Source organism: Proteus sp. CD3 (assembly GCF_008808075.1).
Classification (GTDB): domain Bacteria; phylum Pseudomonadota; class Gammaproteobacteria; order Enterobacterales; family Enterobacteriaceae; genus Proteus; species Proteus appendicitidis.
Genome location: NZ_CP019686.1, coordinates 1,447,926 through 1,463,882, shown reverse-complemented (window position 1 = coordinate 1,463,882; position 15,957 = coordinate 1,447,926). Strand labels below are relative to the sequence as shown.

At 37.5% G+C, this 15,957-nt stretch carries 15 protein-coding genes and 2 tRNA genes; 11 read left to right on the top strand and 6 right to left on the bottom strand.

The genetic code is table 11. The features are described 5' to 3' along the window. Positions 1–438 precede the first annotated feature (438 nt). Positions 439–1,254, top strand: coding sequence for a sulfite exporter TauE/SafE family protein (locus tag BTA34_RS06695; RefSeq protein ID WP_151434978.1), 816 nt, complete (start codon positions 439–441; stop codon positions 1,252–1,254). 283 nt (positions 1,255–1,537) lie between these two features. Next, positions 1,538–2,116 carry a superoxide dismutase [Fe] gene (gene sodB, locus BTA34_RS06690; RefSeq protein ID WP_072062546.1) on the top strand — a complete coding sequence of 193 codons (579 nt, stop codon included), beginning with the start codon at positions 1,538–1,540 and terminating at the stop codon, positions 2,114–2,116. A gap of 137 nt (positions 2,117–2,253) precedes the next feature. Here sodB and BTA34_RS18525 read toward each other — a convergent pair whose 3' ends face one another. Next, on the bottom strand, positions 2,254–2,337 hold the full coding sequence (locus BTA34_RS18525; protein WP_103004765.1) for a YnhF family membrane protein: 84 nt from the start codon (positions 2,335–2,337) through the stop codon (positions 2,254–2,256). Between the two features lie 268 nt (positions 2,338–2,605). On the opposite strand from BTA34_RS18525, the gene purR reads away from it, so the two are divergent. After that, positions 2,606–3,631 (top strand): HTH-type transcriptional repressor PurR, encoded by a 1,026-nt coding sequence (gene purR / locus BTA34_RS06680; RefSeq protein WP_023582340.1) that lies wholly within the window; start codon positions 2,606–2,608, stop codon positions 3,629–3,631. Positions 3,632–3,657: 26 nt separating this feature from the next. On the opposite strand, the gene punR is transcribed toward purR, so the two are convergent. Next, positions 3,658–4,560, bottom strand: a complete 903-nt coding sequence (gene punR / locus BTA34_RS06675; RefSeq protein ID WP_088495752.1) for a DNA-binding transcriptional activator PunR — start codon at positions 4,558–4,560, stop codon at positions 3,658–3,660. Positions 4,561–4,678: 118 nt separating this feature from the next. Here punR and punC point away from each other — a divergent pair, with 118 nt between their 5' ends. After that, the gene (punC, locus tag BTA34_RS06670; protein WP_151434977.1) at positions 4,679–5,896 is read left to right on the top strand and encodes a purine nucleoside transporter PunC; all 1,218 of its coding nucleotides are present in this window, start codon (positions 4,679–4,681) and stop codon (positions 5,894–5,896) included. Positions 5,897–6,199: 303 nt separating this feature from the next. Next, positions 6,200–7,354, top strand: a complete 1,155-nt coding sequence (gene cfa, locus BTA34_RS06665; RefSeq protein WP_151434976.1) for a cyclopropane fatty acyl phospholipid synthase — start codon at positions 6,200–6,202, stop codon at positions 7,352–7,354. Between the two features lie 86 nt (positions 7,355–7,440). Here cfa and BTA34_RS06660 read toward each other — a convergent pair whose 3' ends face one another. Then, positions 7,441–8,112: a riboflavin synthase subunit alpha gene (locus BTA34_RS06660; protein ID WP_151434975.1), complete on the bottom strand. Its 672-nt coding sequence runs from the start codon at positions 8,110–8,112 to the stop codon at positions 7,441–7,443. Positions 8,113–8,425: 313 nt separating this feature from the next. Between BTA34_RS06660 and BTA34_RS06655 the strand changes: the two genes are divergently transcribed. The 6 genes from BTA34_RS06655 (at position 8,426) to BTA34_RS06630 (ending at position 13,752) form a co-directional block, all read left to right on the top strand. Then, on the top strand, positions 8,426–9,799 hold the full coding sequence (locus tag BTA34_RS06655; RefSeq protein ID WP_151434974.1) for an MATE family efflux transporter: 1,374 nt from the start codon (positions 8,426–8,428) through the stop codon (positions 9,797–9,799). Between the two features lie 148 nt (positions 9,800–9,947). Then, positions 9,948–10,024, top strand: a tRNA-Val gene (locus BTA34_RS06650). A 29-nt stretch (positions 10,025–10,053) separates the two neighbouring features. Continuing rightward, positions 10,054–10,130: transfer RNA gene (locus BTA34_RS06645), tRNA-Val, on the top strand. Between the two features lie 467 nt (positions 10,131–10,597). Beyond that, positions 10,598–12,010 carry a pyruvate kinase PykF gene (gene pykF, locus BTA34_RS06640; protein WP_151434973.1) on the top strand — a complete coding sequence of 471 codons (1,413 nt, stop codon included), beginning with the start codon at positions 10,598–10,600 and terminating at the stop codon, positions 12,008–12,010. 178 nt (positions 12,011–12,188) lie between these two features. After that, entirely contained in the window at positions 12,189–13,247 is a 1,059-nt protein-coding gene (locus BTA34_RS06635; RefSeq protein WP_151434972.1) for a linear amide C-N hydrolase, read from the top strand. 265 nt (positions 13,248–13,512) lie between these two features. Beyond that, positions 13,513–13,752 carry an Lpp/OprI family alanine-zipper lipoprotein gene (locus tag BTA34_RS06630; RefSeq protein ID WP_036913221.1) on the top strand — a complete coding sequence of 80 codons (240 nt, stop codon included), beginning with the start codon at positions 13,513–13,515 and terminating at the stop codon, positions 13,750–13,752. Positions 13,753–13,843: 91 nt separating this feature from the next. Here BTA34_RS06630 and BTA34_RS06625 read toward each other — a convergent pair whose 3' ends face one another. From BTA34_RS06625 to sufE, 3 genes are all read right to left on the bottom strand, one after another. Beyond that, on the bottom strand, positions 13,844–14,368 hold the full coding sequence (locus tag BTA34_RS06625; RefSeq protein WP_151434971.1) for a hypothetical protein: 525 nt from the start codon (positions 14,366–14,368) through the stop codon (positions 13,844–13,846). 106 nt (positions 14,369–14,474) lie between these two features. Further along, the gene (locus BTA34_RS06620; RefSeq protein ID WP_151434970.1) at positions 14,475–15,392 is read right to left on the bottom strand and encodes a L,D-transpeptidase family protein; all 918 of its coding nucleotides are present in this window, start codon (positions 15,390–15,392) and stop codon (positions 14,475–14,477) included. A 117-nt stretch (positions 15,393–15,509) separates the two neighbouring features. Then, positions 15,510–15,938, bottom strand: coding sequence for a cysteine desulfuration protein SufE (sufE, locus tag BTA34_RS06615; protein ID WP_151434969.1), 429 nt, complete (start codon positions 15,936–15,938; stop codon positions 15,510–15,512). Positions 15,939–15,957: the final 19 nt, after the last annotated feature.

Here is a 15,957-nt window from a genome sequence, read left to right as displayed (position 1 = left end):
ACAATCCGTTTTCTAAAAGGATCAAGCAACCCAGTGCAGCAGTAATATCGCTTATTTCACCTTTTATTTTTGCAGTTTGTCCTTTCTTAATTTTAAGAACATTTTCTTCTTCACTAGGTTTTAAAGTATATGAAGCACTGGCTTTATTATTAAATGAAATAGCAACAACTTTCTTAAATTAAAATGAACGTTGTTATTTTTAGCATGCGATTTAAAAATATAAATTATTATAAAATATTTAATATGTTTCTTTATTTGAATTCTATTTAGCTTTATATCCTTTTAAATTAAAAAAGTAAAAAGAAAAGGAAGAGTAACTTTTATATCAAAATCAATATATTAAATTTCATAACCTTTACATTAAGATAAAACGCTACTTTTTTAAAAGAATATAATGTATATAAATGAGTTTGTTATAAATCCTAATGAGTACTAACTATGGACATGATTTTGCTGTTTCTTTTAGTGGGCTGTATTACTGGTTTTTTTGCTGGGCTACTTGGCATCGGAGGCGGTGCAATCATTGTTCCGGTGGTTATGTATGTTGTGAGTCAACAAGCTATTCCAACAGATATGGTGATGAAAATTGCCTTATCTACTTCATTTTCTGTCATTATATTTTCCACAGCATCTTCAGCGTATTCTCATAACAAACATAAAGCCATTTTATGGCAACAATTTCCTTTATTATCCATCGGTACTCTCATTGGTATGCTTGTTGGGACATTTCTGGTACAAAAAATGTCAAATACGATATTGCAAATCGTATTCTGTATTTTCATGGTATATACCATCTATGGATTATTAACTAAAAAGAAAGAAGCTGAACGTATAGAAAACGTGAAAGATCCTATCGTTTCAAAACCAGCGTTAACCAGTGGTGGCGCATTAATTGGCTTTATATCCAGCTTTATCGGTATTGCTGGTGGTACTATCACCATTCCTCTTTTAAGTCATTGGGGATTTAATACTCGCAAATGCATTGCAACCTCATCAATGATTGGTGTCATCATCGCTTCCGTAGGCACAATTATGGGTATTATCTATGGTTGGAATCAAACAAATATTGATGACTATTACTTCGGTTTTATCTATTTACCTGCCTTTATTGGCATAAGCATTACCAGCATTCTCTTCGCCCCTGTCGGCGTAAAAGTTGCTTATCGCCTGCCTATTCCAAGAGTTCGCCAAATATTTGCACTATTCTTATTCTTAGTGGTCGTGAAAATGATGTATACACTAATAATGGAGTAAGCAGAAAATATACAATTAGAAGATACCGACTCTGATCACAGTCAATGTTTTACTGCTTTACGAGTAACTCTGAGGGATATACTCTTATGAGTATAATTAATCTATATGGCTTATATCTATAGATAAAAGATATTTAGCTGTTATTTCAACAGATTTTTGTTAAAATAATTAGCAAAATAGTAACAACTTAGTGATTCATTTGCCTCATTCTATCAATTCAAATGATTTTGATGGAATGATTTTAGGCACAAAACCCGAAATAGATAGTTTAAAGGAGTACGCAATGTCTTTCGAATTACCAAAATTACCTTATGCGTTAGATGCTCTTGAGCCACACATCTCTAAAGAAACTTTAGAATATCACTACGGCAAACACCACCAAACCTATGTAACCAATTTAAATAATCTGGTTAAAGGTACTGATTTAGAAAGCAAATCCTTAGAAGAAATCATCAAGTCTACTGATGGTGGTATCTTTAATAATGCCGCTCAAGTATGGAACCACACTTTCTACTGGAACTGCTTAGCACCAAACGCAGGTGGCGCACCAACAGGTAAAATTGCTGATGCTATCAACAAAGCATTTGGCTCTTTTGAAGAGTTCAAAAAGCAATTTAATGATGCGGCAGCTAAAAACTTCGGTTCAGGTTGGACTTGGTTAGTTAAAAAAGCCGACGGTTCAGTTGCAATTGTTAATACGTCTAATGCTGCAACGCCAGTTTCAGGCGCAGACAAACCACTGTTAACAGTAGACGTATGGGAACATGCATACTACATCGACTACCGTAATGCGCGCGTTAAATATTTAGAAGAGTTCTGGGCATTAGTTAACTGGTCATTTGTTGAAGCTAACCTTGCTTAATAGAGCGTGATAATCAAAGGTGAGTGATTGAGATTCATTTTTGGTGACAAAATAACAAAGGGCCTTCAGCCCTTTGTTATATTCAGATATTCGATAATCTATTATTTAAATTGATCGGATATTTTATAAAGCGGTGATTAGAACAACATAGTCGAAAATAAAACGATCATAACAAGCGCTGCTACTGCTGTACTCAAACCAAATTTCAGATCCGTATCCATCTATTTCTCCCTCAAAATGATTATAATACACATTTTTAACCATAACATTGTCATGGTTAATTATTATTACATATCAATATTTGCTAAAATAGCGACCAGTGCACAATTTATAACATTGATTAATACTTTCACTTTTGAGCTAGATCATACAAAATTCACAGCTAATCGCTAAATTATTGCCAGTGTTTGCCCTATGTATGACTATACTGGCAGTTAAACCATAAAATTAGATAAAAGAGACCAATGAAGGTCAGGAGTTTTCCACACCATGGCAACAATAAAAGACGTGGCAAAACGCGCAGGCGTATCAACCACGACTGTTTCTCATGTGATCAACAAAACACGTTTTGTTGCTGAGAACACACGGGCAGCAGTTTGGGCCGCTATAAAAGAATTAAATTATTCGCCTAGTGCCGTTGCGCGTAGTTTAAAAGTCAATCACACCAAATCTATTGGCCTGTTAGCCACGTCCAGTGAAGCTCCTTACTTTGCTGAAGTGATTGAAGCGGTTGAAAATAGTTGTTATAGCAAAGGCTACACACTGATTTTATGTAATTCACATAATAACCTTGATAAACAAAAAGCCTATTTAGCGATGCTGGCACAAAAACGTGTTGATGGATTGTTAGTCATGTGTTCTGAATATCCCGATCACCTTCTTACACTTTTAGAGGGCTATCGTAATATTCCAATGGTTGTCATGGATTGGGGCAAAGCGCGTGGTGACTTTACAGATACCATTATCGATAATGCTTTCCATGGTGGTTATATTGCAGGTCGTTACCTTATTGAGCGTGGTCATCGTGATATTGGTATTATTCCTGGTCCATTAGAACGTAATACTGGTGGTGGTCGCTTACAAGGTTTCTTAAAAGCCATGGAAGAAGCAAAAATCACAGTAAAAGATGAGTGGATTGTACAAGGCGACTTTGAGCCAGAGTCGGGTTATAAAGCCATGTACCAAATGCTAAATCAAAAACATCGCCCTACTGCTGTTTTTTGTGGTGGTGATGTGATGGCGATGGGCGCAATTTGTGCTGCGGATGAACTTGGTCTGCGCGTTCCTTTCGATATTTCTATTGTGGGTTACGACAATATTCGTAATGCACGTTATTTTACACCCGCACTAACGACCGTCCACCAGCCAAAAGAACGTTTAGGTCAAATGGCATTATCAATGTTGCTTGATCGCATCGTCAATAAACGCGAAGACGCCCAAACAATCGAAGTTCATCCACGATTAGTTGAGCGCCGTTCAGTTGCTGACGGTCCTTTTATTGACTACCGTCGTTAATTCAGATTTATTCAGTTATCTGATTTCTAGCGAAGCCATTCCTCATTTAAGGTTTGGCTATCTCCAAGATAATCTAACAACCATGTCAAAGCGGGTGATTCACTTTTATCGACCCACGTCAGGCAGCATGGGCTGTCTGGCAATGGTTGTGCCAGTTGTAAAGTAACCAGCTTACCTTGTTCAATTAAAGGCTCAGCGCGGTGCCAAGGCACCATTCCTACGCATAATCCCGCTAACAAGCATTCAAGCCCCATATCCCATGTCGGGACAACCATTCTACGCTGATTATTTAGCGCCCAAGTGTCACGCTTTGGTAAACTGCGTGAGGTATCTTCTAAACATAAACTAGGATAAGGGCGCATCTCATCATCCGTTAATGGGTGTTGTGCTTTCGCTAAAGGGTGATCAACATGGCAAACGCAGCGCCAAGGCATAAATCCCATATCTCTAAAACTATAACGTTCACCAATTGGTGAGGCTCTTGTTGCACCAATTGCTAAATCAACACGACCATTAACTAAAGAGTCCCATACGCCATTAAACACTTCAGGGTAGACATACAGCTCAATATCAGGAAAATGGCGGTAGAAATCGAGAATAAGTTGTTGTGTTCTTTCAGGTTTAACAATGCCATCAACTGCTATACTAAATTGACCGCGCCACCCATTAGAAACTTGTTGACAAAGATGCCGAGTGTCATTCATTTTTTTGATAACAGATCGTGCTTCTTTGATGAAAATTTTACCTGCATCGGTTAATTCTACATCACGGTGACGGCGCTCAAACAAAGGAACGGCAAGCCATTCCTCTAATTGCCGAACTGTGTAACTAACGGCGGATGGCACTCTGTGCAATTCTTGAGCAGCGGAGCTAAAACTTCCTGTTCTTGCAACTGCATCAACAACTTCTAAAGAGTATTCTGACCACATAGAGTTTATTCCTTTGAAAATTTTTCACAGCATTAACCAAATATTCCCGTTTCACAAGTAAAATAAGTCTTAGTTACAATATATAAAATGTTCTACATCACATAGCATAGAAAATAAAATGAATTCTAAAACGTCCACACAATCAAAAACACCTATGAGCTTTATGGTGTACCTAGCGGGTTTGAGTATGCTAGGTTACTTAGCTATTGATATGTACTTACCTGCATTCGGTATGATGCAGCGTGAACTCTCTATCAGCGAAGGTGCTATTAGTAATAGCTTAAGTATCTTTTTATTTGGCTTTGCTGTTGCCCAATTACTTTGGGGACCACTTTCTGACAAAGTAGGTCGTAAACCTATTCTACTTATTGGTTTAAGCCTTTTCTCTTTAGGCTGTCTTGGTATGCTGTGGGTTGAGAGTGCAACTGGCTTACTTGCTATGCGCTTCCTACAAGCTTTCGGTGTCTGCTCTGCTGCTGTTATTTGGCAAGCTCTTGTCATCGACCGTTTTGATGAATCTCGCGCTCAGCACGTTTTTGCTTTAATTATGCCACTGGTTGCATTATCACCAGCACTTGCACCTTTAATTGGTGCATCATTATTAAATCACGGCGGCTGGCGTATGATTTTCATGCTGTTAATGGCAGTAACATTAGTTCTAATGTTACCGACATTAATGCTAAAAAACATTAAACAAAAATCAGTCACAGATGCAAACCAATCTACCGCTTCATTTATGACTTTACTCAAATCCCCTCTCTACACAGGTAACGTATTAGTTTACGCTTCTTGTAGCGCGGGTTTCTTTGCTTGGTTAGCTGGCTCACCAATCATTCTTGAAAAGATGGGTTACTCGCCACAGGATATCGGTTTAAGTTATATTCCACAAACTATTGCATTTATGGTGGGTGGTTATGGTTGTCGTATCTTACTGTCAAAAATGACAGGTAAAACACTGCTTCCACTGTTGTTAATCGGTTATGCTGTCAGTATGACTGCGTTATACCTTGTTGCTAAATTTACTGAGCCAACATTAACAACTATTTTAATTCCGTTCTGTATTATGGCTGCAATGAATGGTGCATCTTATCCAATCGCAGTATCTAATGCTTTATCCGCTTATCCTGAAATTAGTGGTAAAGCAGCTGCGTTACAAAATGCACTTCAACTGGGTCTTTGTAGCTTAGCAAGTTTTATTGTGTCTGCCTTTATCAGTCAACAACCTCTGATTAACACCACTGCAATTATGGCATTAACAGCAATCCCAATGGCAGTTGGCTACTTTATTCAGCGCAATAAATCTGTTATCAAACACACGGTTCAAACCGCAGAATAATCCCCCCTTTATTTTAAGAATCATCTTAAAAAGGCCATTTTATAAAAAATGGTCTTTTTCTTTTCTAGAGAAAAATAATTTACGTCTCTATACTTACCTATACGCTGTATAGCGTTTTGTTTATTTTTCTTTCGGATTTTGAGACATTAAACAAATTATTTGCTGATTATGTCAGATTAGTTGTCTTATTAATTTTATTCGTTCAATTCATACTGAACACAATACCATTTTAATACTATCAATCTGTACACATCCTTTCTTAGCTTTATGTCTCAAAACCCGCTTAGTTTACGCGGAGAGTATATGAGTACATCTTGTGTAGAAGAAGGCCGAAAGACCTCCAACGATCCTTATGAAAAGATCGTAATAGAACTGTTAGCTCACACAGATATTCGAATTAATGGTTCAGAACCTTATGATATTCAGGTTCATAATCAGAATTTTTATAAAAGAGTATTACAGCAAGGCTCATTAGGTCTCGGCGAAAGTTATATGGATGGTTGGTGGGATTGTGAACGACTGGATATATTCTTTCATAAAGTTTTACGTGCAGGTCTTGAAAATAAGCTTCCACAAAACCTACGTGACATTTTCAAGATTGCGGCAGCCCGCCTTTTTAATCTGCAAACACAAAAACGCGCATGGATGGTAGGTAAAGAACATTACGATCTGGGTAATGATCTATTTACTGCCATGCTTGATCCTAATATGCAATATTCCTGTGGCTACTGGAAAAATGCAGACAATTTAGCTCAGGCTCAAGAACATAAATTAGATTTAATTTGCCGAAAATTAGATTTAAAACCAGGTATGACCTTATTAGATATTGGCTGTGGCTGGGGGGGGCTTGCAGGCTACGCAGCCAAACACTTTGGCGTATCTGTTACGGGTGTCACCATTTCTGTTGAACAACAGAAGTTGGCACAAGCTCGATGCCAAGGGCTTGATGTTAATATAATCTTAGAAGACTATCGTGATTTACATGAAAAATTTGATCGTATAGTTTCAGTGGGCATGTTCGAACACGTTGGCCCTAAAAATTACGCCACTTATTTTGATGTCGTTCGTCGTAATTTAAAAGAAGATGGTCTGTTTCTATTACACACCATTGGTTCTAACCGCGATAAGGTGAATGTAGATAGCTGGATAAGTAAATATATCTTTCCTAATGGATGTTTACCGTCTATTCAAAAAATTGCTCATGCCATGGACAATAAATTTGTGATGGAAGATTGGCATAACTTTGGCGCTGATTACGATAAAACATTAATGGCATGGTATCAGCGTTTCTTAGATTGTTGGCCAGATATTGAACCCAATTATACACCGCGTTTTAAACGTATGTTTAGCTATTATCTTAATGCCTGTGCTGGCGCATTTCGTGCCAGAGATATTCAGTTATGGCAAATAGTACTAAGCCCTAAAGGGCATATTGGCGGTTTACAGATCCCTCGTTAATTATTTTTTATAAAAAGAGAAAAGCCAGTTTGATTAATAAACTGGCTTTTTCTTTAATTTTCTTTTCAGAGCAACAACATTAATGATTAATTATGTGAAGCTTGTTCTTCATTTTCAATTTGTTGCGCTGCAAATAAAGCTTGTTGCTGTGCTTGTTGTGCCATAACGCGCTCTACTGTATCGACAATCGCTTGAGTTTGAGGATCAAGCTCAATATTGACTTTATCACCAAGGCGCTTACGACCTAATGTTGTTCTGTCACGAGTTTCTGGAATTAAATGAACACAAAAACGGTTATTAACCACATCGCCCACAGTTAGGCTTATTCCATCAATACCAATAAAACCTTTGTGTAAAATATACTTCATTAATGCTTTATCGAAGATGCGAAACCAAATTTGTAAATTATTTTCTGATGTAATAATTTTGGCAACTTCAGCGGTTGTGACAATATGACCAGACATCACATGACCACCAATTTCATCACCATACTTAGCTGCTCGTTCAATATTGACTTCAGAGCCAACTTTTAATTCACCAAGGTTAGTTAAACGTAATGTCTCTTTCACTAAATCAAAGCTAATATGTGTGCCTTCAATTTTAGTGACCGTTAAACAGCAACCATTATTTGCAACAGAAGCGCCTGTTTCTAAATTGCCGACTAACTCGTTGGGTAATTCAATGATATGGGTACGAAAATCGCCTTTATCTTCGATAGCAATAACCCGCCCTTTTCCCTGAACAATACCTGTAAACATCTTACATCTCCTTGGAACGATAAACTGGTAAACTCACTTTAGGTTTATGCTATTAAGGATAACATAGCTCGTATTAATACAAAGGAACAATTATCGCATTTATTCCTTATCGATTATTGCCGTTAAATATAACGTAAAAACACCTAATAACTTATCAAAATCCTGTGTTTGAAAAGCTAAACTTCTTTCGTTGCTAATTAAACTTTTATCATTAGAATAAGCGGTCTTGAGGATCTCTTTACGTCATGTTAACAATACGACGTTTGTTCCCTTCCTTTCCTTTCGTTTTCTTATAATAAATAAAGGTGTATGCGTGCAGAAGTACATAAAAGAAGCGCGTAGCTTACTTGCTCTCGGTATCCCCGTTATCATCGCGCAATTTTCCCAGACAGCAATGGGTGTGGTTGATACTGTCATGGCGGGTGCTGTAAATGCCACAGAAATGTCGGCAGTGGCAGTAGGTACGTCTATTTGGTTACCAACGATTTTATTAGGCCAAGGCATATTAATGGCATTAACTCCAATCGTTGCACAATTAAATGGTTCAGGACAACGAAAACACATTGCTAATCGTACACAGCAAGGTTTTTGGCTCGCCACTTTCTTATCAATCATGGTCATTGCTATTCTTTATAACAGCCGTTTTATTATTGAAGCGCAACATGATATCGAGCCAGAATTAGCCGAAAAAGCCATTGGATTTATTCACGCCATTATGTGGGGTGCACCAGGCTGCCTTTATTATCAGGTACTGAGAAGCCAATGTGAGGGTTTATCTAAAACAAAACCCGGTATGATAATTGGTTTTGTTGGCTTATTAATTAATATCCCTGTTAACTACGCCTTTATTTACGGTAAATTTGGCGCGCCGCAATTAGGGGGTATTGGTTGTGGTGTTGCAACAGCCTCTGTTTTCTGGGCAATGTTCTTAATGATGCGTTATTACGTGCGTAGAGCGCCAACACAACGTGATGTTATGCCAGAAAAACGTTTAGTCAGCCCTGATTTTCACACGATAAAACGTATTACATTTTTAGGATTACCCGTTGGTTTAGCCTTATTTTTTGAAGTAACACTCTTTGCCGTTGTGGCATTATTAGTTTCACCTTTAGGCGTTACCGCGGTTGCGAGTCATCAGATTGCACTTAACTTTAGTTCTCTGATGTTTATGTTCCCGCTATCATTGGGAATAGCGGCAACAATCCGTGTTGGTCATAACTTAGGGCAACGCTCCACAGCACAAGCCCGTACTTCAGCCATTACAGCACTTGTTGTTGGGCTAATGTTGGCAAGTTGTACTGCGATTTTCTCTATCATCTTCAGAGAAAAAATTGCATTAATGTATAACGATAATATTGAAGTGGTGACATTAGCTTCTCATCTTATGTTATTCGCTGCGCTTTATCAGTTATCAGATTCTGTGCAAGTTATTGGCTCCGGTGTATTACGAGGTTATAAAGATACCCGCTCTATCTTCTTTATCACCTTTATTGCCTACTGGGTAATTGGATTACCTTCTGGTTATATATTAGGACGTACTAATTACTTTGTTGAAGCCATGGGGCCTGCTGGTTTCTGGATTGGCTTTATTCTAGGTTTAACTGCCTCAGCAATTATGATGGGTTCCCGTATTTGGTGGATCCAACGCCAATCTGATGAAGTGGTGTTATTACGCTCAGAGCGTTAAAGAGAAACGGTTATTTAGGCAAGGGAATGACACAAATATCAACAAATAGCTTTAAATACGAGCAGTTGAATATAAATTTGTGTTTTTCCTCTTGCCAGAATCGAATCATCTCGTTAATATTCGTCCCCGTTGTCACCCAATAGATAATGCGTCCATAGCTCAGTTGGTTAGAGCACCACCTTGACATGGTGGGGGTCGGTGGTTCGAGTCCACTTGGACGCACCATTTATTTTTCGGCAACATCTCAATACAGTGCGTCCATAGCTCAGTTGGTTAGAGCACCACCTTGACATGGTGGGGGTCGGTGGTTCGAGTCCACTTGGACGCACCATTTCTCTTTCTCTATTTTCTTAATTTTATTCATCTTACCTCCCCTACAAAATAATTAATTCAGCTTGCAATATTTTATTGCGCAACAAAGTGTTTAAAAAACAAGCAGTCAGCGCTGTATTTTGATCACATCACTTAAATTTACCTTTTTTCGATTTTCTTCATAGAAATTAACCTCTATAATACGAAACATAATTTTGTTGAAAGGTTTCAGCGTATTGATTTACGGGCATCTTTAGAAAACAGAACAAATGAATCGTGATAGACTATAATGTAAGATGTCTGCCAACCTTTGATACAAAATAGTGACAAGATTTTTATGATGTTGCTGAACCATTAACATGTTGCGCAACTTATCCATTAGGGATGAGTTTGTACATCCTGTTTTGCACCATTGATACTGTTAATAGAAAACAGCGACATTAATCCTTATTCATCCATTACAATACAACCATTAAATAGACTGCCATGAAAAAGACAAAAATTGTTTGCACCATCGGGCCAAAAACCGAATCTGAAGAAAAACTGAATCAATTACTAGACGCAGGCATGAACGTTATGCGTCTAAACTTCTCTCACGGTGACTATGAAGAGCATGGCAACCGTATCAAAAATCTGCGTAACGTTTGCGCTAAAACAGGCAAAAAAGCCGCTATCTTATTAGATACTAAAGGTCCAGAAATCCGTACCATCAAATTAGAAGGTGGTAATGATGTTGCTTTAGTTGCTGGTCAAACTTTCACTTTCACTACAGACAAAACTGTTGTGGGCAACAAAGACCGCGTTGCTGTAACTTACGAAGGTTTCGCTAAAGACTTAACTGTTGGTAATACCGTTTTAGTTGATGATGGTCTTATCGGCATGAAAGTAACTGCTGTAACTGATACAGAAGTTGTTTGTGAAGTTTTAAACAACGGTGACTTAGGTGAAAATAAAGGTGTTAACTTACCGGGCGTTTCTATCGGTTTACCAGCATTAGCTGAAAAAGATAAACAAGATCTTATCTTTGGTTGCGAACAAGGCGTTGATTTCGTTGCTGCATCATTTATTCGTAAACGTTCTGACGTTGAAGAAATGCGCGCACACTTAAATGCACACGGCGGCAAAAACATCATGATCATCTCAAAAATTGAAAACCAAGAAGGTTTAAACAATTTTGATGAGATCTTAGAAGCTTCTGACGGTATCATGGTTGCTCGTGGTGACTTAGGTGTTGAGATCCCAGTTGAAGAAGTTATCTTCGCACAAAAAATGATGATCGAAAAATGTAACGCTGCACGTAAAGTGGTTATCACTGCAACGCAAATGTTAGATTCAATGATCAAAAACCCACGCCCTACTCGTGCTGAAGCGGGTGACGTTGCGAATGCCATCTTAGATGGTACTGATGCTGTTATGTTGTCAGGTGAAAGTGCGAAAGGTAAATACCCAGTAGAAGCTGTAACTATCATGGCAACTATCTGTGATCGTACAGACCGTATCATGCAATCTCGCCTTGATTACAAACAAACTGCTGCAAAATTACGCGTCACAGAAGCAGTTTGTCGCGGTGCCGTAGAAATGGCTGAAAACTTAGATGCACCTCTGATTGTTGTTGCAACTTTCGGTGGTAAATCAGCTCGTTCTATCCGTAAATATTTCCCAACTGCGCCAATCTTAGCATTAACAAACAACGAAGAAACAGCTCGTCAGTTACTGTTAGTTAAAGGTGTAACAACGCAATTAGTTAACGAAATCTCTTCTACTGACGACTTCTACCGTATTGGTAAAGAAGCAGCATTAGCAAGTGGTTTAGCTCATGCTGGTGAGCGTGTTGTTATGGTTACTGGTGCGCTGGTTGATAGCGGCACAACAAATACTTCATCTGTTCACGTTCTGTAATTTAACAGTACGTCAATAGTTCAAACGCCACGGTAACCGTGGCGTTTTTTCTTCTCTTTCACTATTTTTTCTCTTTCATTATTTTTTTTAATTCTGCTGATTTTTTTCTCTTACTGCCCTCATTTCTTCTATGCTTTTAATAAACTATTTTATTAATATAAGTAAATAAGGATGTAAAATGTCTAATGACACAAAAAATACCCGCGTTTTTGCTTGTACTACCCTTGCGATTAAAGATAAGAAAAATCGTATTTATCATGGTAGAACAATGGAATTTTCAACAGACAAACCCGCCTCAATATTTGCATATTATCCTAAAGCTCATACATTCCAACAAAATGCTCCCGATGGTACACCAGGATTAAAATATGTCGCTAAATACCCTTTTATCGCCATTACAGCCCCCATTAATTTAGAAGGAACAAAAGACGTACTGGAAGGAGTCAATACACAAGGGCTTTCTTTTAGCTTGAATATGCTTCCTGATTCAAAGCTCCATGATATTAGCCCAGAAGACTACGCAAATTCAGTACCTATCGCAGCAATTGGTGAATGGGCTTTAGCACAATATTCAACCGTTGAAGAATTAAAACAAAACATCCCTAAAACCGCATTTTGGTCACAAAAATTATTGTTATTACGCAATTTACCCAGCCCTTTCCATTATGCTTTTTATGATAAAACGGGAGCCTGTATTGTTGTTGAGGTTTCAGAAGGGAAATTGCATATTTATGATAATCCGACTTATTGCATGACCAATGGTCCCTTATTTCCATGGCATCTTACCAACTTAAATAATTACACTCATCTTTCTAATATTAATATTTCCACCAGCACTCTGGGTAATATTAAGGTAAAACAACCTGATAGTGGGATTGCGTTAGTAACATTGCCAAGCTCTGATACTTCTGTTGATAGGTTTATTCGTGCTGTTTACTACACAACGTATTATCACCAAGTTTCTGATCCAGACACACAACTTGTTGAATTATCGCATATTATGAACCGTTTTGATCGTCCTAAAAATTCCACAATCGATCCTTTACTGGGACATAATACGTTAAAAGCCCTTCATACCAGTGAATTTTCAGTATGGACAACACTCACCGATTTAGAACGCGGGATACTCTTCTTTAGGGGATATAACGATCTAAACTTCCAAAAATTTACACTTGAATCGTTTAAAAATGAAGTAGAGCCTGTTTTCATAAAAGTAAATTTAGGTGGTGTTTTATAGCTATAAATATAAGTAACAATAAAACAATGCAGATAAAATGTTTTTCTATCAGACTTTTATGAATAAAAATCTTTTGTGAAATAACACGCATTTTTTGTACTGAACATTTGCGTTGTAGGTGTTATTTTTTCTATTGTTCAACTAATGGTTCAGTAGAATGAGATAAATAAATCCAGCATTTTCTTATATATGTGCCATACTTATTAGTGGTTTCATATAAATGCTACTTGTTCCTTTACACAAACTAATAATAGAGGTTGTAACTATGAAAGCGAAACTTGTACTAGGTGCGGTAATTCTGGCTTCAGGCTTATTAGCAGGTTGTTCTTCTAGTAATAATGCACAATTAGATCAAATCTCTTCTGATGTAAGCCGCCTGAATACTCAAGTTCAGCAACTAAGCGGTGATGTACAATCTGCTCGCGCTGAAGCTAAATCAGCTTACGACGAAGCAGCTCGCGCAAATCAGCGTTTAGATAACCAAGTCACTACTTATAAAAAGTAATTTGACTCACCAATAGGCTGAAAACAGCTTTAGGTAAGCATTAATAGCAAAGCCCTAACGTAATGTTAGGGCTTTGGTTTTTATAAGGTTTTTAATTATTATTAAGTGTATCAATGCCAAAAGCTTTTATACGCTCATTTAAATTAAGATTCGTTGCTAGGTATGAGTTATGCCTGATATTTTTGTCTGTTTGAGTAGATATCTGACTAAATGTATCCTTAATTTTATCAACATTTTTTTGTTGATCTTTCGTCAGTACAAAATATTCCATGCCACTGACTTTTTTTAATTCATTCTCTAGAATATTAAATAGCTCTGTCACTGACTTTGAATACTTTGAGTAAGATACTCTGGAGCTAACCTTATCAGGCAAAGTCTCTATTTCAATTAACTCATATACCCTACATCCCTCTTTAGGAATGACTCGCTGAAGAAGCTCCTCGCACATTAATTGAATATTTTCACTTTTTAGCTTTTTATCCCCAATTAAAAATGTTTTACAGCTATTTCTCGCCTGAGATAACTTATTAAATAGCAAACCAGAATTATCCGCCATGTTAGGCGTGATACTGTTATTTCTCTTTATCAGATTTTCATTATTAGCTGAAACTCTCACTAAATTTCCTTATTATCAGTAAAATAATATGACTTATAGTAAGGTATCTTTAACGCTATTAATTTTATAAAGAGGTCTTTTGCTATTTATAAAATATCATCCACACTTAGTAGGCTGTAACCTCTACAGGAATACCAGAACGACGAATAAGCTCTGCATCGACTTTATTTTTATCGACTTTGCCACTTTCATACCAAGCATTAAATTGCTTTGTGAACGTAAGAGGCATCGTTTGCGGATCGTCATCTTCATTACGTGATAATGGCTGATGAACTTCAATAAACTGTCTACCATCCGCAGTTTCAGTAAATTTAATCGGCTTATTGATAACCTGAACACGGCTACCTTTAGGCACTACGTTAAATAACGTCTCAATATCATTGGGTCTTAAACGAATACAGCCTGAACTCACTCTTAATCCAATACCAAAATCTGCATTTGTACCGTGAATTAAATATTCACCGCGACTATGAGCCAATCTTAATGCATAAGCACCCATTGGATTTTCAGGGCCGGCAGGAACAACGGCAGGGAGAATGATCCCTTTTGCTGCATAGTTTTTACGAATATTTGCCGTCGGTGTCCATGTGGGATCTTTAATCAATTGAGAAATCGATGTCACCATTTCAGGCGTTTCTCGTCCTAATTGACCAATACCGATAGGATAAACATCAACGGTGCTACCCTCTTTCGGATAATAATAAAGGCGTAATTCGGCAAGATTGATGACAATACCTTTATATACCGTATCAGGTAAAATCATCTGCAATGGAATATTTAATGTTTTACCTGCATCTGGTAAAAGCGGATCAATACCCGGATTTGCTTCCATCATATTAAGCAATCCCACTTGATATTCAGACGCAATAGCTTCTAGTGAACGCTTATCATCCGGCACTATATATGAAACATTCTCGCCGATAATACGCTGGCCATCAGCGGGTAACAGGTATTCTGTCGCATAAGATAAGTGGCTGTTCATCCCTAACAGCGATACTCCCAATAGGGTTAACCATTTATTCATCATTTATCCCGTGTGTTAGAAATAAAATAAACTGACTATTATGATGATAACATTATCATTGTTATGCTATTCATATAATAAGTCAGTTTAGAACATTAATGTGGGATTAGGTAACATTTATGCTACAGCGTATTCTGAAAAACGCTTAATTAGTGTCGTAACCATCGCATGTAAGCCTTGAGTTCGAGAGGGTGTTAAGTGGCTTTCTAGTGCGAGTGATGAAAAATACTGTTTTACATCTGTGGCTAATGCTTGTTCGAGCGTTTTCCCCTGAAATAAGATAATTACCAAGGCAACAAGCCCTTTGACAATGCCTGCATCGCTATCACCAGCAAGAATAAGTTGTTTATTCTCATTAAACGAAACAGCAATCCACACTTGACTTTGACAACCTTCGATAAAATTAGCGGAACTACGTTGTTCATCTGTTAAAGGAGTAAGGCGTTCACCTAACTCCATCATATAGAGATAACGTTGTTCCCAATCCTGACAACGAGAAAAATTGCGTAATAGTTTTGCTTCATCTGGCAAATTGGCTACTGCCATGAATAACCTCTTTTCTTTA

What these genes read in the sequence shown, in the direction of transcription:
- BTA34_RS06695 (WP_151434978.1), top strand. Translation starts at nt 439, where the DNA reads ATGGACATGATTTTGCTGTTTCTTTTAGTGGGCTGTATTACTGGTTTT.
- sodB (WP_072062546.1), top strand. Translation starts at nt 1,538, where the DNA reads ATGTCTTTCGAATTACCAAAATTACCTTATGCGTTAGATGCTCTTGAG.
- BTA34_RS18525 (WP_103004765.1), bottom strand. Translation starts at nt 2,337, where the DNA reads ATGGATACGGATCTGAAATTTGGTTTGAGTACAGCAGTAGCAGCGCTT.
- purR (WP_023582340.1), top strand. Translation starts at nt 2,606, where the DNA reads ATGGCAACAATAAAAGACGTGGCAAAACGCGCAGGCGTATCAACCACG.
- punR (WP_088495752.1), bottom strand. Translation starts at nt 4,560, where the DNA reads ATGTGGTCAGAATACTCTTTAGAAGTTGTTGATGCAGTTGCAAGAACA.
- punC (WP_151434977.1), top strand. Translation starts at nt 4,679, where the DNA reads ATGAATTCTAAAACGTCCACACAATCAAAAACACCTATGAGCTTTATG.
- cfa (WP_151434976.1), top strand. Translation starts at nt 6,200, where the DNA reads ATGAGTACATCTTGTGTAGAAGAAGGCCGAAAGACCTCCAACGATCCT.
- BTA34_RS06660 (WP_151434975.1), bottom strand. Translation starts at nt 8,112, where the DNA reads ATGTTTACAGGTATTGTTCAGGGAAAAGGGCGGGTTATTGCTATCGAA.
- pykF (WP_151434973.1), top strand. Translation starts at nt 10,598, where the DNA reads ATGAAAAAGACAAAAATTGTTTGCACCATCGGGCCAAAAACCGAATCT.
- BTA34_RS06635 (WP_151434972.1), top strand. Translation starts at nt 12,189, where the DNA reads ATGTCTAATGACACAAAAAATACCCGCGTTTTTGCTTGTACTACCCTT.
- BTA34_RS06630 (WP_036913221.1), top strand. Translation starts at nt 13,513, where the DNA reads ATGAAAGCGAAACTTGTACTAGGTGCGGTAATTCTGGCTTCAGGCTTA.
- BTA34_RS06620 (WP_151434970.1), bottom strand. Translation starts at nt 15,392, where the DNA reads ATGAATAAATGGTTAACCCTATTGGGAGTATCGCTGTTAGGGATGAAC.
- sufE (WP_151434969.1), bottom strand. Translation starts at nt 15,938, where the DNA reads ATGGCAGTAGCCAATTTGCCAGATGAAGCAAAACTATTACGCAATTTT.